The 20,905-nt window shown below is 66.6% G+C and carries 14 protein-coding genes; 6 read left to right on the top strand and 8 right to left on the bottom strand.

The window, feature by feature from the left end:
- Positions 1–147: 147 nt before the first annotated feature.
- The 5 genes from ABE423_RS15775 to lpxH all read left to right on the top strand — a co-directional run bounded on the left by ABE423_RS15775 (position 148) and on the right by lpxH (position 9,004).
- Complete coding sequence (locus tag ABE423_RS15775) at positions 148–3,117, top strand: TonB-dependent receptor (RefSeq protein ID WP_032129076.1); 2,970 nt, start codon at positions 148–150, stop codon at positions 3,115–3,117.
- A 337-nt stretch (positions 3,118–3,454) separates the two neighbouring features.
- Positions 3,455–6,379 (top strand): TonB-dependent receptor, encoded by a 2,925-nt coding sequence (locus tag ABE423_RS15770; RefSeq protein ID WP_253143532.1) that lies wholly within the window; start codon positions 3,455–3,457, stop codon positions 6,377–6,379.
- Between the two features lie 145 nt (positions 6,380–6,524).
- Complete coding sequence (locus tag ABE423_RS15765) at positions 6,525–7,670, top strand: glycosyltransferase family 1 protein (protein ID WP_032129074.1); 1,146 nt, start codon at positions 6,525–6,527, stop codon at positions 7,668–7,670.
- Entirely contained in the window at positions 7,651–8,190 is a 540-nt protein-coding gene (locus ABE423_RS15760) for a phosphatase PAP2 family protein (RefSeq protein ID WP_180838314.1), read from the top strand. Before ABE423_RS15765 ends, ABE423_RS15760 begins: the two co-directional genes overlap by 20 nt.
- 67 nt (positions 8,191–8,257) lie before the next feature.
- Entirely contained in the window at positions 8,258–9,004 is a 747-nt protein-coding gene (gene lpxH, locus ABE423_RS15755; protein ID WP_253143531.1) for a UDP-2,3-diacylglucosamine diphosphatase, read from the top strand.
- Between the two features lie 87 nt (positions 9,005–9,091).
- Here lpxH and ABE423_RS15750 read toward each other — a convergent pair whose 3' ends face one another.
- Positions 9,092–10,345 carry a zinc-dependent metalloprotease gene (locus ABE423_RS15750; protein ID WP_032129071.1) on the bottom strand — a complete coding sequence of 418 codons (1,254 nt, stop codon included), beginning with the start codon at positions 10,343–10,345 and terminating at the stop codon, positions 9,092–9,094.
- 225 nt (positions 10,346–10,570) lie between these two features.
- Here ABE423_RS15750 and ABE423_RS15745 point away from each other — a divergent pair, with 225 nt between their 5' ends.
- Entirely contained in the window at positions 10,571–12,028 is a 1,458-nt protein-coding gene (locus ABE423_RS15745) for a DUF2235 domain-containing protein (RefSeq protein WP_125895364.1), read from the top strand.
- Between the two features lie 67 nt (positions 12,029–12,095).
- Here ABE423_RS15745 and ABE423_RS15740 read toward each other — a convergent pair whose 3' ends face one another.
- The 7 genes from ABE423_RS15740 to ABE423_RS15710 all read right to left on the bottom strand — a co-directional run bounded on the left by ABE423_RS15740 (position 12,096) and on the right by ABE423_RS15710 (position 20,732).
- A complete protein-coding gene (locus ABE423_RS15740; protein WP_071229161.1) occupies positions 12,096–12,920 on the bottom strand; it encodes a ferritin-like domain-containing protein in 825 nt (274 codons plus the stop codon).
- A gap of 9 nt (positions 12,921–12,929) precedes the next feature.
- The gene (gene purF, locus ABE423_RS15735) at positions 12,930–14,396 is read right to left on the bottom strand and encodes an amidophosphoribosyltransferase (protein WP_032129068.1); all 1,467 of its coding nucleotides are present in this window, start codon (positions 14,394–14,396) and stop codon (positions 12,930–12,932) included.
- Positions 14,397–14,426: 30 nt separating this feature from the next.
- Complete coding sequence (locus ABE423_RS15730) at positions 14,427–15,206, bottom strand: CvpA family protein (protein WP_253143529.1); 780 nt, start codon at positions 15,204–15,206, stop codon at positions 14,427–14,429.
- 46 nt (positions 15,207–15,252) lie between these two features.
- Positions 15,253–16,281, bottom strand: coding sequence for an SPOR domain-containing protein (locus tag ABE423_RS15725; protein ID WP_253143528.1), 1,029 nt, complete (start codon positions 16,279–16,281; stop codon positions 15,253–15,255).
- An 81-nt stretch (positions 16,282–16,362) separates the two neighbouring features.
- The gene (gene folC, locus ABE423_RS15720) at positions 16,363–17,634 is read right to left on the bottom strand and encodes a bifunctional tetrahydrofolate synthase/dihydrofolate synthase (protein WP_253143527.1); all 1,272 of its coding nucleotides are present in this window, start codon (positions 17,632–17,634) and stop codon (positions 16,363–16,365) included.
- 41 nt (positions 17,635–17,675) lie between these two features.
- A complete protein-coding gene (locus ABE423_RS15715; RefSeq protein ID WP_346486673.1) occupies positions 17,676–18,320 on the bottom strand; it encodes a histidine phosphatase family protein in 645 nt (214 codons plus the stop codon).
- A 249-nt stretch (positions 18,321–18,569) separates the two neighbouring features.
- On the bottom strand, positions 18,570–20,732 hold the full coding sequence (locus ABE423_RS15710; protein WP_253143526.1) for a S46 family peptidase: 2,163 nt from the start codon (positions 20,730–20,732) through the stop codon (positions 18,570–18,572).
- Between the last annotated feature and the right edge of the window lie 173 nt (positions 20,733–20,905).

Here is a 20,905-nt window from a genome sequence, read left to right as displayed (position 1 = left end):
ATGAAGCCTGGTACAAATCGACACGACCTCTTTACAGAGCATTAACCAACGAGACTACTATCGGGTCATCGGTCCGCTTGTGGGCGGCCGATTTCTTCGACGCCCCTTTTGGCGTCCCTGCACGACCTGAGAGAGAGAGAGCTCGTCATGACTTCACGTACCACCCCCCTGGGGCAGGCCATCCGCTACGCCCTGGCAACCACTGCGACGCTGGCCGCCCTGCCTGCGTTCGCCCAGAGTGGCAGCACCGCCGCGCCGACCACCCTGGATCGCATCGAGATCACTGGCTCGCGCATCCGCCAGGTGGACGTGGAGACCGCTCAGCCGGTCCTGGCACTGAGCCGGTTGGACATCGAGCGCCAGGGCTTCAGCTCGGTGGCCGACATCCTGCAGAACGTGACCGCCATGGGCAGCCCGGCGATCAGCCGTGCAAACGCACTGAGCTCGGGCGAAAACACCGGCGGCACCTACATCGACATGCGCAACCTGGGCGCGCAGCGCACCCTGGTGCTGGTCAACGGCAAGCGCCTGGGCATCAGCACCTCGGGCCTGCAGGACGTGTCCTCGCTGCCGGTGTCGGCGGTGGAGCGCATCGAAGTGCTGAAGGATGGCGCGTCGGCCATCTACGGTTCCGATGCGATGGCCGGCGTGGTCAACATCATCACCCGTTCCAACGTCAACGGTGTGACCGCCAACGTCTACCACGGCCAGTACAGCGAAGGTGACGGCGCGCGCGACCGCTTCGACGTGGTGGGTGGCTGGAGCAATGACCGCGTGTCGCTGACCTTGGCACTGGAGCACTCCGAAGAAAAGAGCGTCTGGGCCAAGGACCGCTGGTTCAGCAAGTACGGCGTGAGCGACCGCCACCCGAACGATGCCTCCAACTGGACCACGCTGAGCCAGTGGGGCCAGGTCACCGGCCTGAAGGGCGGCCCGGGCTGCACCAACACCAAGGACGGCTGCGGCTACTCGCTCAACCGTGGTGCTGACCCGACCAACCCGGCCAACTACCACCTGACCGATGCGACCCCGTTCACCGGCGACGTCAGCAACGCCAACGAACAGATGCACGTCATGTATCCGCTCAAGCGTGATTCGGTGTACTTCGACGGTCGCTTCAAGATCACCGACCAGGTCAACCTGCGCACCGAATTCGGCTACAACAAGCGTTCGGCCGAGCGCCAGATTGCAGGCTACCCCCTGCAGTCCAGCTCGGTGTCCATCTCGGGCGACCCGACCGCCACCGGCCTGATGTCCAAGGACAGCTACTTCAATCCGTTCGGCAACCAGCACGGCTATGCCAAGCCTACCGACGTGGCCTGGAACCGCCGCACCTGGGAAATCCCGCGTGTGAGCACCAGCGAACTGAAGACCTACCGTGCGGTAGTGTCGCTGGATGGCAGCTTCGAGATCGGCCAGCGCTACTTCGACTGGGACGTGGGCTACCAGTACAACCGCAACGAGCTGACCGCTACCGCCACCGGCAACCTGCACAAGAAGCGCGTGCGCGATGCTGTGGGTCCGTCGTTCCTGGATCCGGCCACCGGCAAGGTGATGTGTGGCCGTCCGGGCGCGGTGATCAGCGGCTGCACGCCGTGGAACCCGCTGGTGCCCTACGGCAAGAACGATCCGAACGGGCTGACCGGCAATGAAGAACTGATGGCCTGGCTGTTCCCTGCGGAACGCACCACCGGCCGCACCACCACCAAGAACGCGTTCGCCAACCTGTCCGGCAGCATCATGACCCTGCCGGCCGGCGACCTGGGCTTCGCTTTCGGCGTGGAAAGCCGCAAGGAAGATGGCCGCTACACCCCCGATGCCCTGGCCCAGACCGGCGCCACCACCAACCTGGCCGCAGGCCCGACCGGTGGCAGCTACAACGTGAAGGAAGCCTACCTGGAGCTCAGCGTGCCGGTGCTGGCCGACCTGCCCGGTGCGCGTGAGCTGAGCTTCAGTGCCGCCACCCGTTACTCCAAGTACAACACCTTCGGCAACACGCTCAACAGCAAGTTCGGCTTCAAGTGGAAGCCGATCGACCAGCTGCTGGTCCGTGGTACCTGGGCAGAAGGCTTCCGCGCCCCGACCATCAACGACCTGTACGGTGGTGGTTCGGAGACCTTCGCGCAGTTCAGCGATCCGTGCGACACCGTGTTCGGCTCGGCCAAGGGCAGTGCTGAAGTCCGCGCGCGATGCGCACGTGACATCGCCGATGCCGGCAACTTCCGCCAGCTGAAGCAGGGCAACACCCCGGTGACCACGGCGCAGGATGCGACCCCGACGCCGTTCGTGTCCGGTTCGAACCCGCTGCTGGTTCCGGAAACCTCGACCAGCAAGACGCTGGGCCTGGTGTGGAGCCCGACCTTCCTCAGCAACCTCAACGTGGCACTGGACTGGTGGAAGATCCGCATCGACAACACCATCGTCGGTGACAGCCCGAACCAGATCCTGAGGGACTGCTACGAGCAGGGCATCGAATCGCGCTGCAGCCGCTTCAGCCGTGACCCGTCCAACGGCATCGTCACCGGCCTGAAGTTCGGCAACCGCAATGCCGGCTTTGCCGAGACCGAAGGTTACGACCTGGATGTCAGCTACCGCGTCGACACCAGCTACGGCAAGCTGAGCGCAGGCTGGACCAGCACCTATGTGAGCAAGAACGTCTACCGCTCCACCAACGATGTCCGCGAAGCGATCACGCCGATCAACGGCGTTGCCAACACCATCGGCACCGCCACCAGCCTTGCGTTCCGCGTGCGCTCGAACCTGGTGCTGGGCTGGGATGTGGGTGACTTCGGCGTCAGCTGGACGGCACGCTACTACTCCGGTGTGAAGGAGCGCTGCCTCAACGCCTCGCGTTATGCGGACGAATGCTCCGATCCGACCTTCCTGGCTCCGTGGCTGAAGTCGCCGACCGCGTACAACGAGCGCGGTGCCGTGACCTTCCACGACGTGCAGTTCCGCTACAACCTGCCGTGGGATGCCACCGTTTCGGTGGGCGCGAACAATGTGTTCGGCAAGGAAGCGCCGGTGATGTACAGCAAGCCGAACTCGTCGTTCTCCTACTACGGTGGCTACGACATCGGTCGTTTCATGTACATGAAGTACCAGCAGCGCTTCTGATCCATCCGCGCTGTTGAAGCTCGACGACCACGGCCCTTCGGGGCCGTCGTTTTTTTCTGCCTCCGCGCAGACTGTCGCTTTCCACATTGACCGTGATGCGTTCAATCAGGGACACGGTCCTCTGCGCTGCGTCCGCCGCGATGCCACAGGTTGGAGCAATCGATTGATTTGCTTCCGCTTTGTGCAGAAGCGTCACGGCCGTCTGCAGCGCTTTCGTCGCTTGCCCATACGTCTCCCCATCCATCTTCACTAGGTTCGAACATCCACCGCCGCGGTGGAGTTGACGCAGCCCCGCTTGGCTGTGTTCCGAAGACTTCGAAGACTGAGAGAGAGACCCATGACCATCCGTATTCCCGAGCTCGGGTTGGCGATCCGTCGTGCACTGGCGATGACGGCCACCACCGCACTGGCCGCCCCCGCATTCGCCCAGCACGCACCGGAAGCCACCACGCTGGACCGTATCGAGATCACCGGTTCGCGCATCCGCCAGGTCGACCTGGAAACCGCGCAGCCGGTGCTGACCATCAGCCGCGCCGACATCGAGCGGCAGGGCTTCAATTCCGTTGCCGACATCCTGCAGAACCTGACCGCAACCGGCAGCCCGGCCTTGAGCCGTGCCAGCCCGCTCAGTGCGGGCGAGGCCGCAGGCGGCAGCTACGTGGACATGCGCGGCCTCGGTGCACAGCGCACCCTGGTGCTGGTCAACGGCAAGCGCCTGGGCATGACCACTTCGGGTTACCAGGATATATCCAGTATTCCCGCCGCTGCCGTGGAACGCATGGAAGTGCTGAAGGACGGCGCCTCGGCCATCTACGGTTCCGACGCGATGGCCGGCGTGGTCAACATCATCACCCGGCGCAACGTCCAGGGCGTGACCGCCAACGTCTACCACGGGCAGTTCAGCGAAGGCGATGGTGCCCGCACCCAGTACGACGTGGTTGCCGGCTGGTCGAATGACCGCGCTTCGATCAGTGTCGCCGCCGAGCATGTCGAAGAAAAGGGCGTTTGGGCGAAGGACCGCGGCTTCAGCGCCTACACCTATACCGATCGTCATCCGGACGATGGCTGGACCACGGTCGGGCAGTGGGGGCGCATCGTCGGCTTCAAGGGCCCGGGCTGCAGCAGCGCCCGTGGCTGCAGCTATTCGCTCGATCGCGGCAGCCAGCCGGGCGGGCCGGACAGCTTCCACCTCAGTGACAACACACCGTTCACCGGTGATGTCAGCAACAGCAATGAACAGATGCACGTGCAGACGCCGATCAAGCGCGATTCGCTCTTCGTCGATGCACGCATGGATCTGAACGACCAGATCCGCTTCAACACCCAGCTGGCCTACAACCGACGCACCACCACGCGCCAGATTGCCGGCTATCCGTTCCAGTCCGGTGCGGCCGGCATCACGCCGATGTCCGCCGACAGCTGGTTCAATCCGTTCGGCCGCCACCACGGCTATGAACGCCCAAGCGACGTGCACTGGAACCGCCGCACCTGGGAGATTCCACGCATCAGCACCAGCGAACTGACCACCTGGCAGGGTATTGCAGCGTTTGAAGGCAGCTTCCAGTTCGCCGGTCGCGACTTCGATTGGGAAGCCGGCTACCAGTACAACCGCAGCGAGCTGGAGCAGCGTGCCACCGGCGACCTGCACAAGCAGCGCGTTGCCGATTCCACCGGTCCTTCGTTCTACAACCCGGCCACCGGCAAGGTGGAATGCGGTACACCGGATGCACCGATTGCCGGCTGCAAGCCCTGGAATCCACTGGTGCCGTATGGCCAGGAGGACCCGTACGGCCTGACCGGCAATGGCGAACTGCAGGACTGGCTGTTCCCCGAGGAACTCACCCGTGGCCGCAACACCACCCGCAACCTGTTCGCCAGCCTCAGTGGCGGCCTTGCCACGCTGCCCGCCGGGGAACTGGGCTTCGCCCTGGGTGTGGAGAGCCGCCGCGAGGAGGGTCGCTTCATTCCCGACGCGCTGGCCCAGACCGGCGCCACCACCAACCTGGCGGCGGGCCCCACCGGCGGTGGCTACCGTGTCGACGAGGCCTATCTGGAGCTGAGCGTGCCGGTGCTGAGCGACCTCCCCGGTGCACGCCAGCTGACCCTGGACATGGCAACGCGCTACTCGGACTACACCACCTTCGGCGGAACCCTCAACAGCAAGTTCGGCATCTCGTGGAAGCCGATCGACCAGCTGCTGGTCCGTGGCACCTGGGCCCAGGGTTTCCGTGCGCCGACCATCTCGAATCTGTACGGCGGCGGCTCGCAGACCTTCACCACCGGCTTCCGTGACCCCTGCGATACGGTCTATGGCGCCGCCGCCAGCAGCCCGGAGGTACGTGCACGTTGCGCCGCCGACATCGCCAACGCGGACAGCTACCGCCAGCTCGGCCAGGGCAACGAGCCGATCACCGGCAGCAGTGGGCAGACGCCCCTGCCCTTCACCAACGGCTCCAATCCCGACCTGAAGCCGGAAACCTCGACCAGCCGCACGCTGGGGCTGGTCTGGAGCCCGACGTTTGCCGAAGGACTGAACATTGCGTTGGACTGGTGGAAGATCCGTATCGACAACACCATCGTCGCCGACCATCCCAACGACATCCTCCGCGACTGCTACGAACTGGGCATCGCCGAGCGCTGCGGCAGTTTCACCCGCGACCCGGAACTGGGCATCGTCAACACGCTCAACTATGGCAGCCGCAACAGCGGGTTCCGCCAGGCCGAAGGCTATGACCTGGAGATCGGCCACAAGATCGAAACGTCCTGGGGCACGCTGAGCGCCGACTGGAAGACCACCTATGTGGTCGCCGCGGAAGAACGGACCACCAACGAGGCGGATGCCCCGCCCATTCCCAGCAATGGCATCGCCAGCAACGGCGGCATCGGCTTCCGTGTGCGCTCCAACGCATCGTTGGGCTGGGAGCGCGGCAACCTCGGCCTAAGCTGGGGCCTGCGCTATTTCTCGGCGGTCAAGGAGCGTTGCCTGGATGCAGCCACGTATCCGGGTGAGTGCTCGCACCCGGGCCAGCGCGCGCCGTGGTTCAGTGGCAGCCGTGACTACAACCGTCGCGGATCGGTCACCTTCCACGACGTGCAGGCGCGCTACAACCTGCCATGGGATGCGACAGTTTCGATCGGTGCCAACAATGTGTTCGGCCGCCAGGGACCGGCCATGTACAGCCAGCCGAGCGCCAACTTCTCCTACTACGGTGGCTTCGACATCGGTCGTTTCATCTACATGAAATACCAGCAGCGCTTCTGATCCACCGCGCCACCTGCACGACCGCCACGGCCCTTCGGGGCCGTGGCTTCGTACAGGGACCTGACCACCGTCATCCCGTGGTCGCAAAGCGGTCATATCGGCTACATCGCCAGGCCCGAGCATGCCGGAAACCCGGAGGCCCGCCATGCGCTATGCCATCGTCACCGAGACCTACCCGCCGGAAGTGAACGGCGTTGCCCTCACCGTGCAGGGCCTGGAGCAGGGACTGCGCAATTCCGGCCATGACATCGACCTGATCCGGCCACGCCAGACCAGCGAAGCACTGGACTCGGCACCGGGCACGCTGCTGGTGCCGGGCGCCGCACTGCCGCGCTACCCCGGCCTGCGCTTCGGCCTGCCTGCACCGATCCGGCTCAACCGTCACTGGCAGCAGCAGCGTCCCGATGCGGTCTACATCGCCACCGAAGGCCCGCTGGGCTGGTCGGCGCTGCGCACCGCGCGCCGCCTTGGCATTCCGGTCGCCAGTGGTTTCCATACCCGCTTCGACGAGTACCTGCCCGACTACGGCGTGGCCTGGCTGCAGGCTGCCGCGATGCGCTGGATGCGCCGGTTCCACAACCAGGCCGATGCAACCCTGGTGCCCACCCGCGAGCTGCAGCAGTTCCTCGGTGAACAGGGCTTCGAACGCGTGCGCCTGCTGGCACGCGCGGTCGACAGCCAGCAGTTCGATCCGGGCCGGCGCGACCCGGCGCTGCGCGAGGAATGGGGCGTGGACGGCAACGGCCTGGTCGCGATCCATGTCGGCCGCATCGCTGCGGAAAAAAACCTTGGCCTGGCGGTGAAAGCCTTCCGCCGCCTGCAGCAGATCCGGCCCAAAGCCCGCTTCGTCTGGGTGGGTGATGGTCCGGCCCGCGAAAAACTGGCACATGAAAACCCCGATTTCATTTTCTGCGGCATCCAGCGCGGCGAAGCCCTGGCACGGCATTTCGCCAGCGGTGACCTGTTCCTGTTCCCCAGCCGCAGCGAGACCTTTGGCAACGTGACCCTGGAAAGCATGGCCAGCGGCCTGGCCACCGTCGCTTTCGACTACGGTGCGGCCCGCGAATACCTGCGTGATGGCGAGAACGGTGCGGCCGTGGAAAACGATGAGCAGTTCATCGAGGCAGCGGTGCAGCTGGCCGCCGATGATGCACGACGCCGCGAATTCGGCAGCAGCGCCGCGCGTGCGATGAAGCGCCTGCATCCACAGCAGGTGGTTGCCGAATTCGATGCCCTGCTGGCCGAGCTGGCCCAGTCGCGGAGGAGCGGCCATGCGCACCACGCCGCTTGAGCTGCTGGCCGGCCGCGAGGCGCGGCTCTGCCGCCGGGCCAACCACTACTGCCGGCGTCGCCGCGTGCGTCGCCTGTTCTCGGTCATCAGCCGGCTCGGCGATGGCGTGTTCTGGTACGTGCTGATGGGCGCGCTGGTGGCGGTGGACGGCTTCGACGGACTGCGTGCATCGGTGCACATGGCCGCCACCGGCCTGGCCGCCCTGCTGCTCTACAAGGGCCTCAAGCGCTGGACACGGCGCCCCCGCCCGTATGCGGCCGATCTGCGCATCCGTGCCTGGGTGGCGCCGCTGGACGAGTTCAGCTTCCCCTCCGGGCACACCCTGCACGCAGTGTCGTTCACCATCGTCGCGCTGGCCTACTACCCGTGGCTGGCGCCGCTGCTGGTGCCGTTCACCTTCGGCGTCGCGCTGTCGCGGGTGGTGCTGGGCCTGCACTACCCGTCCGATGTACTGGCCGCCACCGGCATTGCCATCCTGCTGGCATCGGCCAGCCTGGCTTGGTTGCCGCTGCCGGTGTAGCCCCCGGGGTCAGATCCCTTCGGTAGCGCCGGGCCATGCCCGGCGGTGGATGCCCTAGAATGCCTGCATGACCACGTTGTTCATTTCCGACCTGCACCTGGACCCCAGCCGTCCGGAGATCACCGACCTGTTCCTGCGCTTCCTGCGCGAGCAGGCGCCCGGCGCCGATGCGCTGTACATCCTCGGCGACCTGTTCGAAGCCTGGATCGGCGACGACACGCCCTCGCCTGCTGCCGATGCGGTGGCCGACGCGCTGAAGGTACTTTCCGACAGCGGCGTACCGGTGTACTTCATCCGCGGCAACCGCGACTTCCTGCTCGGCGAAGACTATGCGCGCCGTGCCGGCCTGCGCATCCTGCCCGACCCGTGCGTGATCGAGCTGTACGGCCGCCCGGTGCTGCTGCAGCACGGCGACCTGCTGTGCACGGACGACATCCCCTACCAGCAGTTCCGTGCACAGACGCGCGACCCGGTGTTCCAAGCGCAGTTCCTGTCGCAGCCGCTGGCCGCACGCATCGCCTTCGCGCAGAAGGCCCGGGAAACCAGCCAGGCCCGCCAGTCGGAAATGAAGCAGGATGATCGTGCGCAGTTCGAGTCGGTAACCGACGTGTCACCCGCCGAAGTCGATGCCACCTTCGTGCGCCATGGCGTGGACACCATGATCCACGGCCACACCCATCGCCCGGCGGTGCACACGCTGCAGGCCGGTGGCCGCGCCTGCAACCGCATCGTGCTGGGTGACTGGTACGAACAGGGATCGGTGCTGCGCGTGGATGCCGGCGGCTGGTCGCTGGATACGCTGGCGCGCGAATGATGGATCGCGGGGTGCCAACCAAGGTTGGCATCTACCAGGGCAGGTGAACGCACCCGGGTAGACGCCGACCTCGGTCGGCGGTTGGCCTCAGCGGAAGGCCGCGATGGTGGCCTTGGTATTGACCAGCACGCGCTGGTTGTCGGCGGTGCTGGCATTGCCCATCGGGATGCCGTTGTAGTTGATGTTCGGGTTGGACCAGTAGTTCAGGCGCGGGCAGCCGGCCGAGCAGTCATAAGCCATGATCGTGCGCCAGCGCGAACCGGAGGACGGCTCGTAGCGATAACCGTGCCCATAGGCGTAGGGCGACGTGCTGGGATCACTGGCGATATCATGCCGCGCACTCTGCAGGTGGCCGATCTCATGCGCGAAGGAGTAGTAGCCGGTCGCGCAGTCCCAGTACACCGCCGCGAACGCCGTCGATGCCGTCGAACCGATGCCCGAGGCCAACCCGCAGTAGCTCGTGTTGTTGATCAGCAGCACGCCGACATCGGCCGCAGTGTTGTTGCGGCTGGTGTGGATGCTGTCCATGTAGCCGTCGCTGGTGTTGCGGAAGCGGGTCAGGTCGGTGGTGAAGTTGCCGGATTCGGTGTAGCTGGTGGTTTCATAGCCGGCCAGCTGCAGGGTGATGCCCACGTTGCTGTTGACGTAGCCCTGGTTGGATTCGGCCACCGCCAGCTGCACCAGCGACTGCATGTTGCCGCCATAGGCCGTTACCGCTGCATTGGTTGCCACCACCAGCACGCGGATGGTGGCCGGGGTACCGGACGAGGCCTGCGCGATGCCGATGCGGTCATTGTTGCCCATCGGGATTTTCGGCAGCTGGTTGTAGTCGGCCGGATGGTCGGCCGGCATCCGCGATTCATCCACTTCCACCAGTACATGCCGGTTGCCCAGTGGGCGCAGGCGATACAGCTTGCCGTCCTTGCGGATCGAACCGGTGAGGGTGTTGCCCGAACGCACCAGGATCACTGAATTACCAGGATCATCCTGGCCATTCGAAGTGGCGGCAGTCAGCCGATCGGACGGCGAGCGCAACTGGCCGTACCAGATGCTGCCGCCATCGGGCAGGGCTTCCACCTTGCTGCGCACCGCCTGCACGCGCTGGCCAAGCAGTTCGAACTCCAGCTGCGGCTGCGCAGTGGCAGCAGCGTCGACACGCACTTCCTGTACCGTCGCGGTGGACGGGGTGGCCAGCAGCTTGCCCAGCGCGGGCTCACTGTTTGCCGATGCGCGGCTGATGACCGTCACCGGCTCGAACAACGGTGCCGCATGCGCGGCCGCTGCCACCGACAAACCCAACACCAGGCCACCTGCCGCTTTGCCAATCGATCTGGACAACATTGCGTCGCTCCTTGAATGATGTGAACAGCGTTGATGCAGCACGCCCGGGTCTACCGGGTCTGGCCATCTGGCCTGCGCGGGTCATGTGAATTCAATAGAAGATGGGAATGAAAATCAGGAACTGTGATCGACCGCATCTGCGTTAAGTAAGGTCAAAAGCGTCACTACACTTCGCCAATACACCGCTTTCGCGCTACCGTGACGCAGCCACGACGGGGAATGCACATGGCACCATCGCAGGACACGGACGAAGATGTCGGCTTGCTGCGGATCGGCCTGTTCTTCGATGGCACCCGCAACAACGCACACAACCTGGCACGCGGTCGCCCACAGGTTCCGCAGCCACGCCCGGCGCAGCTGCGCGCGGATGATGATTCGACCTACCAGAGCCGGCTGACCAGCAGCTACGACAACGGCCTGACCAACATCGCGCGCCTGCAGCAGCTGTATCCGGACAGCCGCCGCGATGCGATGGCCGCGCCTTCGCTGTCGATCTATGTCGAGGGCGTGGGGACCCGCGATGATGCCGATGACGATCTGATCGGACTGGCCTTCGGCATCGGTGCCAGTGGCGTTCGCGCGAAAGTGCAGCGCGCGCTGCAGGTGCTGCTGCCGGCGGCACTGGCCGAGCTGTCCGCGCGCTGGCAGCGACCGCTGCGTGGCGTGCAGCTGGATCTGTTCGGCTATTCGCGCGGTGCTGCCGCGGCACGTGATATCGCAAACCAGCTGCAGGCCTGGGACAGCGCGCGCTGGCGCCAGCTGCTGCAGGGCGCCGGCCTGCCCTGCGCTGCGGACTTCGCCGCCGTCACGCCGGTGCTGCGCTTCATCGGACTGTTCGACACCGTGGTTGCAGTCAATGGTGGCCGCGCCGATGAACACCCGCAGCTCGCCCTGCGCAGTGGCATCGCGGCACACGTCGTGCAACTGGCCGCGCGTGACGAGCATCGCCAACACTATCCATTGACCAGCGTCGCGCCAACGTTCACCGAGATCGCCCTGCCCGGCGTGCACGCCAACATCGGCGGTGGCTACAACCAGCTGGAAGAAGGGCCCAAGCTGCTCAGCCGTCCGCGCCGGCAGCAGCTGCGCCGCCCAGCGGTTTCCGACTACCAGGTCCCTCCACTGGCGTTGCTGCAGGCCACCACGGCCTACGCCGAAACGCAGGCCGACGCCGAACGCTGGCGGCAGCAGCTGGGCGTGGGTGAAAAGGAGATCTGGGTGGATGTCTGGCACCAGTGGCAGCAGCAGCGTCGCGCCGGCAGCCGCAGCGTGCTGTTGTCGCCGGTGCTGTATGTGACCGCCGCGGTGGTGCTGCGTCGGCGCATCGACTGGCGTTACCAGCTGATCGCGCTGCAGGTGATGCAGCAGCAGGCCATCGATGCTGGCGTGCAATGGACCGCCAATGCCGCTGGAGTTCCCGGCTGGGAGCTGCCGTCCGCCCTGCAGCCGATCGCACGCCGACTGGTGGCCGGACAGCCGCTGACGCAGACACAGGAGGCGCTGCTGCGACGGCGTTACCTGATGCAGTCGGCGCACTGGAACTTCGATGCACTGGGCGACACCGCACTGACCTACGCCGCCGATGCCGGCGTCAGCGAACTGCCGTACCGGCCGGGTCCCGGCCTGTTCTACATCAACCGGCCAACGGTGGATGGCAAGCGCGTGGTGTTGCCGAACGCATGAAAAAAGGGACGGAGGGGATTAAGTCGTTTGTGCCACAAACGACTTAATCCCCTCCGTCCCCTTTTCTTCAACCGGCCTGTTCAATCAGGTTGGCCAACTCATCCGCATCGAACCCGGCCAGCAGGCGCGCTTCGATGTTGAATGGCCCATGCAGGTAGCCGCCGGCGTACTCCACCAGCAGTTCCTTGAAGCGCGCACGCGGCTCGACAGCGGCGCGGTCGCAGTACCAGCGGTACCAGCGCGAACCGGCAGCGACGTGCGCCACTTCCTCGCGCAGGATCACTTCCAGCACATCGGCGGTTTCGCCATCGCCGACATTGCGCAGCTTCCCGATCATGCCGGGCGTTACGTCCAGGCCGCGCGCCTCCAGCACGCGTGGCACCAGTGCCATGCGTGCCAGGCCGTCATGGGCGGTCTTTTCGCACATTTCCCACAGGCCGTTGTGCGCTGGGAAATCGGCATAGTCGTGGCCATGCACCTGCAGGCGTTCGCGCAACAGCATGAAGTGCCGGGATTCGTCGTCGGCACAGCTGACCCAGTCGGCATGGAACGCCGGCGGCAGGCCACGGAAGCGGTATACCGCATCCCAGGCCAGGTCGATCGCGTTGAGTTCGATATGGGCGATGGCGTGGATGAAGGCGGCACGCCCTTCCACACCGCCCAGTCCGCGCCGCGGCACTTCACGCGGATGCACCAGCACCAGCTGCGCCGGCCGGCCGGGCATGCGGATCGGCTCCGGCGGCGGTGCATCGGCCGCCACCTTCAGGCGGCCAGCACGGAACGCGGCGGCATAGGCCTGGGTCAGCGCCACCTTGCGCAGCGGGTCGGCTTCGGCCAGGCACTGCTGCGCAGCGCGCAGCAGGTCGCCACCAACGTCGGGTACATCGACCACGCCTGGACCTCAGGCGCGGCGCTTGTGCTTGGCGTCGTCCGAACGCAGCTGCTGGATGCGCTCGAAGTAGCCCGGCTCGATACCCGTCGGGTAGTGGCCGTTGAAGCAGGACGAATCGAAGTTGCGCAGCGCCGGGTTGCCCTCGCTCACCGCCGCTTCCATGTCTTCCAGGTCCTGGTAGATCAGCCAGTCGCAGCCCAGGTGGGCCTCGATCTCTTCCACGGTGCGGTTGTGCGCGACCAGCTCTTCGGCCGCCGGCATGTCGATGCCGTAGATGTTCGGGTAGCGCACCGGCGGTGCCGCGCTGGCCAGGTACACCTTGCGCGCGCCCGCATCACGGGCCATCTGCACGATCTGCTGGCTGGTGGTGCCGCGCACGATCGAGTCGTCCACCAGCAGCACCACGCGGTTGCGGAACTCCAGGTGGATCGGGTTGAGCTTGCGGCGCACCGACTTCACGCGTTCGCCCTGGCCCGGCATGATGAAGGTGCGGCCGATGTAGCGGTTCTTGATGAAGCCTTCGCGGTACTTCACCCCGAGCACGTTGGAGATCTCCAGCGCGGCATCGCGCGAGGTATCCGGGATCGGGATGATGGTGTCGATGTCGTGGTCCGGGCGCAGGCGCAGGATCTTCTCGCCCAGCTTGATGCCCATGCGCATGCGCGCCTTGTGCACCGAGACGTTGTCGATCATCGAATCCGGGCGCGCGAAGTACACGTATTCGAAGATGCACGGGGTGTGCTCGGCCGGCTCGGCGCAGATTTCCGAGAACAGCTCGCCACGCGCGGTGATCACCAGCGCTTCGCCCGGCTGCACGTCGCGCACGCGCTGGAAGCCCAGCACGTCCAGCGCGGCCGACTCGGAGGCGACGATGTACTCGTCACCTTCGGCGTGGCTGCGCTTGCCCAGTACCAGCGGCCGGATGCCATGCGGATCGCGGAAGGCGACCAGGCCCAGGCCCAGCACCACGCTGACCACCGCATAGCCACCCTTGCAGCGGCGGTGCACGCCGGCCACCGCGCGGATCGCGGCTTCCGGGCTGAGCTGGCGCTGCTGCTCCAGTTCATAGGCGAACACGTTCAGCAGCACTTCGCTGTCCGAATCGGTGTTGACGTTGCGGCGGTCCTGTTCGAACACCTGCTGGCGCAGCGCTTCGGTGTTGATCAGGTTGCCGTTGTGGGCCAGCGCGATGCCGTACGGCGAATTGACGTAGAACGGCTGTGCCTCGTCCATGCCTTCCGAACCGGCGGTCGGGTAGCGCACATGGGCGATGCCGACGCTGCCTTCCAGGGTGGACATGGTGCGGGCATCGAACACATCGCGGACCAGGCCGGTGGCCTTCTGCACGCGCAGGCGGCTGCCGCTGGCGGTGGCGATGCCCGCCGCATCCTGGCCACGGTGCTGGAGAACGGTCAAGCCGTCATACAACTGCCCGGCGACGTTCTGGTTGCCGACGATTCCGACGATGCCACACATGGTGCGAGGTCTCCGCTGGGCTGTGCCCAGTTACAAGGAAGGTGGCCGTACCTGGCCGCGGTGGTCGCCGCGCGCGCGGTCGACGTTGGCCGGATCGCCCGGCTCGATACTGTCCGGCAGTGCAGGAGCGTCCGGGCGCACTTCGGCCGGATCGTAAGAATCGCCCTGTTCCGCTTTCGCAGGCCGCAGCCATCCGCTGCCTGCCACTACCTGGTTGAGGATCCCATTATCGCCTGCCGCGCCCGGCTTTCCCAACCCGGCGCCTGCGTTCTTGCCCAACTCCATCAATGCAGATGGGGACAGCGCGTCGGTCGGCAAGGCCTTGGGCAGCAGATCGGCCCCGGGAACCTTCCAGTGCGGCAGTTTGCTGTTCATCCAGGCCACGGTCGGGTTCAGCAACGGACGCACCGCCGAGCGCTGCCACGAGGGTTCGGCGGTCAGCGGGGTGAAGCTGCCCAGCAGCAGCAGGACCGCGGCGATCAGGCCGCCTCGCACCGCGCCCAGCACCCCGCCCAGCAGGCGGTCCAGGCTGGTCAGCATGCTGCGGTGGACCAGGGCTTTGATGACCATACCGATGACCGCGACCACGATCATCACGCCGATGCCGACCCCCAGGTAGCCACCGACGAAGTGTTCGCCACCGGGGGCCGCCGGCGCGGCCCACCAGTGGGCGGCATCATTGCCGAAGGCGAAGGCTGCCCACGCGGCCAGCAGCCACGACAGGGTGCCGATGACGATTCCGACGAAGCCGCGCAGCATCCCCAGCAGGGTCGAGGCGGCGATCACGATCAGCAGCACCACGTCGATCATGGCGCCCCGCTCCTTCGGCGGCGCTGGCAACGGGGCTGCGCGTGGGTCATGGGTGCGGTCGGACCATGCCGGCCACGCCGACCTTGGCGGCGACCTGCGCCTTCAGCTGCTCGGCGTCAGCGCGGTTGGCCACCGGCCCGACGCGGACGCGATGCAGGGTTCCCTTGTCCGTGCGCACCTGCTCGACGAAAGCGCTGAAACCAGCGGCACGAACCTTGTCGCGCAGGGCATTGGCATCGTTGGCCTGACCGAACGCGCCCAGCTGCACGGCAAAGCCGACGCCGCTGGCAGCTGGTGCTGCCGGTGTGGTCGGCGCCGTCGCCGGCTTGCTGGCGGTGGCCTCCGGCTTCGGTTCGGGCTTCGGCGCCGGCTTCGGCGGTTCCGGCTTGGCGGCCGGCGGCGCGGTCGCCGTTGGCGTGCTCGGCGGCAGGCTTTCGCTGCGGACCGGGTTGCCGCTGGCCGAGGGCGCAACAGCTGCGGACGGGGTGCTGGCGCTCGGCGCAGCCGGTGCCGGGGTGGCCGCAACCGGAGTACTGCTGCCGGCCGCCGCGTCCAGGGTGATCACTTCGGCCTTCACATCCGCACGGATCTTCACCGCCTGCAGGCGGGCCGCTTCGGCCTGGGCACGGTCGGCGTAAGGTCCAACGCGCACGCGCCATGCCTGGCGGCCGTTGATGGTGGCCGTTTCGGCGAAGCCCGGCAGCTGCGAGCGCTTCAGGTAGGCGATCACCGCATCGGCGTCGGCCTTGCTGCCGTAGGCACCGAAGGTGACCGCATAGTTGCCGGCGGCGACTGCCGGCGAGGTGTCCACGGTCGGCGGCGTAGCCGGCGTGGCAGCCTCCTGCAGCGGCTTGGCCTGCCCGGTCTGCAGGCCGGTGGCACCACCGGCCGGGGCGACCAGCGGCAGCTCACGGGTTTCGAACTGGCCATCGGCCGGCGCATCCGGCGCGGCGATCGGCACATTGGCGACACCGCTGTCGGGTGCGGGTCCCTTGACCAGCATCGGCAGGAAAATCACGGCCAGTGCCACCAGCACGATGGCACCAATCAGACGCTGTTTCAGAGGCGTATCCACGTGAGGCAGGCAACTGTCCGGAGATTGCCGTCGATTATACGGGTGCCGGACCGGCCGGCGTCGGCGTTGGCTGAACGCGGATCAGGCGTCGCCCTGCAGCCACTGCAGAGCCGCAGCGGCGGTATGGAAGGAGCCGAACACCAGCACCCGGTCACCCCGCTCAGCCTGGGCCAGCACCTGCGCCAGCGCCTGTTCGACGCTATCGGCCAGCGGTGCCTTGGCCGCCACCGTACCGCTCAGGCGTGCCTGCAGCTGAGCGGCGCTCTGCCCACGCGGACCGTCCAGCCCGGCCAGGGTCCACTCGCCCACCACGTCCTGCAGAGCCTGCACCACACCCGCCGCGTCCTTGTCCTGCAACGCGGCGTACACCGCCAGGGTGCGGCCGGCTGACACTTCGGCCTTCAGCGCACGCGCCAGCTGGCCCGCCGCCTGTGGGTTGTGGCCCACGTCCACGCGGAGCTGCACGCCGTCGCGCTCGAATGCCTGCATGCGGCCGGAGATTCGCGCTGCTGCGATACCCGCGGCCCACGCCGCACGCGGCACCGGCTTGTCCAGCGCGCGCAGGGCGGCGATGGCAGCACCGGCATTGGCCAGCTGGATCGGGCCGGCCAGCGCCGGGGTGGGCAGCTCCATGCGCAGGCCGACATCGCGCCAGCGCCAGCGCTGGGCGTCGATCGGCTCGTAGAAGTAATCGCTGCCGCCGCGGATCGCGTTGGCACCGACCAGATAGGCACGCGCCAGCACGCTGGACGGCGGATCGGTCTCGCCCAGGATCACCGGCTTCCAGCCACGGATGATGCCGGCCTTCTCGGCGCCGATCGCTTCGCGGTCCTCGCCCAGCCACTCGGCATGGTCGATGTCCACGGTGGTGATCACTGCCACGTCGGCGTCGACGATGTTGACCGCATCGAGGCGGCCACCCAGGCCCACTTCCAGAACCGCCAGGTCCAGCCCGGCGTCGGCGAACAGCTGCAAAGCAGCGAGCGTGCCGTACTCGAAATAGGTCAGCGTGGTGTCGCCGCGTGCCGCTTCGACGGCATTGAACGCAGCAACCAGCGCCGAATCGTCCACGTCCTGCCCGTCGATGCGCACACGTTCGTTGTAGCGCAGCAGATGCGGCGAGGTGTAGGCACCCACCTTCCAACCGGCAGCACGGCCGATGGCCTCGATGAAGGCCACGGTGGAGCCTTTGCCGTTGGTGCCACCGACCACGATGGTGCGCCCGGCCGGCGCGCCAAGACCCATCGCCGTGGCCACGGCGCGCACGCGCTCCAGGCCCATGTCGATGGTCGCCGGGTGCTGGCGTTCAATGTAATCCAGCCAATCGGCCAGGGTGGTCGGGGTGTTCGTCACGGCAGTGCTTCCAGCAGGTACAGGTGGTTCGGTGTGGCGGGTCAGAGTGCGCGGTGCTTGGCTTCGCCGAAGAACGGCGTGTTGTGGGCGCAGTCGTTCAGGCGCACCACTTCCAGGCTGTCCAGATCGGCGCCTTCGAGCAGGTTGAGCGTGGTCGGTGCCTGGCGGAAGGTCCACAGGCGGGAAATCGGCAGGCCCAGCACCTTGCACAGGATCACGCGGTTGACCGCGTCATGGGCAACCACCAGCAGGGTGTCGTGCTCGCCGAGGCCTTCGGTGGCACGGGCCAGGCCACGCCAGCTGCGTTCCAGCACCAGGCGCAGCGATTCGCCACCGGGCATCAGCACGGTATCGGGCTCCTCGCGCCAGGCCTGCAGGCGCGACGGATCCTTTTCGTTGATCTCGCTGGCGAGCAGGCCTTCCCACTCACCGTGGGCGATTTCCTGCAGCTCCGGCTCGGTCAGCAGCATGTCGGCACGCGCGGCGCCAAGCGCCAGCTGCGCGGTGCGCTGGGCGCGCGACAGCGGCGAGGCGACGGCACGGGTGATGTCCACCGAGGCCAGGCGGGCACCCAGTGCCTGGGCCTGGGCTTCACCGATCGGCGAAAGCGGAATATCGATCTGGCCCTGGTAGCGGCCTTCGGCGTTCCACGGCGTTTCGCCGTGGCGGGCAAGCAGGATGCGCATGCGTGCAAGGGGTCCTGGGGGGAGGAGGTTTCCGCGTTTCGTTCACATCCTGTGAAGTGCGCGGAACAGGGATGATACCTGTTCGGCGCACCGGGCCGGGCCGGGCATGAAAAAACCCCGCGACGTGGGTCGCGGGGTTTCGGAAACTCCGGCTATCTGGTCGAGGTTGCCGGCCAGCGGCCGGCACTACCCTCGGTACAGGCAGTAGATCCACGCCATGCGTGGATGGACCGCCCGGAACCGCGAACCTTACTTGACCAGGTTCAGTTCCTTCAGCAGCTGCGGCGCCGGCGCCACTTCCTGCATGATCCACTGCATGTAGCGGCTGTCGACGGCGATCATGCGGGTCATCACCGGGTCGAACACCCAGTTGGAGCTGACCGATTCCCAGTTGCCATCGAAGGCCAGGCCGACCAGCTTGCCGTTGGCATCCAGCACCGGCGAACCGGAGTTGCCGCCGGTGATGTCCAGGTTGGACAGGAAGTTCACCGGCACCGAACCAATGCGCTTGTCTTCCAGGCCGCCGTAACGCTTGGCCTTGACCGCATCGAGCAGCGCCTTCGGCGAATCGAACGGATCTTCACCGGTTTCCTTCGCCGCCACGCCTTCCAGGGTGGTGAACGGGGTGTACTTCACGCCGTCCTTGCCATAGCCCATGACGTTGCCGAAGGTGATGCGCAGCGACAGGTTGGCATCCGGATAGACGAACTCGCCCTGGCTCTTCTTGTAGTCGGCCACGGCCTGCAGGTACAGCGGGCGGGCGGTCAGTGATTCGCCTTCGCGGATCTTCTTCTGCTCTTCCTGCTTCAGCAGTGCCGGCATGACGGCCACGGCGTACTGGATGGCCGGATCGCTGCTGGCTTCAAACGCGGCACGGTCGGCCTTGAACCACTTCAGGCGATTGTCCAGGCTGCCCAGCTCGGTGCCGCCCAGCTTGTTCACCAGCGACTTGACCGCAGCGGCATCGCTGCCGGCCAGCCACTTGTTCAGCACTTCGTTGTCGCGCTGCGCGGCCGGCAGGGCCACGTACTGGTCCAGCCAGTAGGTCTGCAGCTGCTGGTCCATCTTTGCCACGTAGCGACGGTCCATCTGCTTCAGGCCACCTTCGATGGTGGTCAGGTCGCGTTCCTGGTAACCGGCTTCGCGCTCGGCATCCGGCTTGCTGCGCTCGATCGACAGGCGGTACAGGGTGATCGCTGCGCCAACGGCCGAGGTGTTGTTGAACTGGCCGACGAACAGGTCGCGTTCGCGGGTCGACTTGCTGGTATCCAGATGCTTGAGCAGCTGCGCGTGTGCGGCCAGCGCCGGCTTGCCGGCAGCACCCTGCTTCTTCAGCCAGGCCAGCACGGCGGCTTCTTCAGCCTGCTTCTGGCCGGCGGCGTCGATGCGCTTGAAGCCTTCCAGCTGGCCCAGGTAGTTCTTGGCCACGTTGTTCATGCTGGCGGCAGTGGCGGCGTACTTCACCTTGACGTCGGCGTCGGCCTTGCCAGCATCGGCGATCATCTTCAGCACTGCGTTGTAGTGCTTGGCGATGGTCGGGTAGGTGAAGCTGGCGGTTTCGTTGAACTCGCCGGCCAGTGCGTAGCGGTTGGTGCGGCCCGGGTAGCCGGCCACCATCACGAAGTCGTCGGCGCCCAGCGGCTGGTCGGCGAACTTCAGGAAGTGCTTGGGCTGGTAGGGCACGTTGTCGGCGGCGAAGGCGGCCGGCTTGCCGTCCCTGCCGACGTAGGCACGGTAGAAGGAGAAGTCGCCGGTGTGGCGCGGCCACATCCAGTTGTCGACGTCGCCACCGAACTTGCCGACGCTGCCCGGGGGGGCGTAGACCAGGCGCACGTCCTTGATTTCCATGTTGCGGAACAGGCGGTAGGTGTTGCCGCCGGAGAAGCTGTACAGGCGGCAGCGGAAGCCGGCATCGGCTTCACAGGCGGCGACCTGGGCCTTGTCGAAGGCGTCCAGCGCGCGGCTGCGGGCCAGCGGATCGTTGCCGGCGCCAGCAATGGCGGCCTTGGCCTGGGCGGTGACGTCGGTGATCTGGTCGAGCACGAACACGCGGGCGTTCGGGCCGGCGCTCAGTTCGTCCTTCAGGGTCGGCGCGTTGAAGCCGTCCTTGATCAGGTTCTTCTGCGCGGTCGAATTCAGCTGGATGGCGCCATACGCGCAGTGGTGGTTGGTGACCACCAGGCCCTGCGGCGAGACGAAGCTGGCGGTGCAGCCGCCGAGGGCGACGACCGCGCCCATCGGGTCGCCGGTCAGGTTGGACAGTTGTTCCGGGGACAGCTTCAGGCCGGCCTTCTGCAGCGGACCGGCGATTTCCGGCAGCTGCTGCGGCACCCACATGCCTTCAGCGGCATGGGCGACCTGGGCCAGCCCGAGGCTGGCGACGATGGAGAATGCAAGCAGGTTCGAGCGCATGGAGCGGCCCCTGGTAGTGGAACCTTCGATTGTAGCCCGCCGCCCTGCCCCGGCCCGAACCCCGGAAGTCATGGGCCGGGCGCACCGATGCCCTTCGCCGGGCCAGGGCCCCGGGAACCCGGGGACCGCACGCGCCCCCGGAGCGGCCGGGCCGGCCAGCGCCACGGCGGGGC

The organism is Stenotrophomonas sp. TWI1409 (genome assembly GCF_039673015.1).
Taxonomy (GTDB): domain Bacteria; phylum Pseudomonadota; class Gammaproteobacteria; order Xanthomonadales; family Xanthomonadaceae; genus Stenotrophomonas; species Stenotrophomonas maltophilia_A.
The sequence above is the reverse complement of the archived record's forward strand: the minus strand, read 5'-3'. Positions and strand labels throughout refer to the sequence as shown.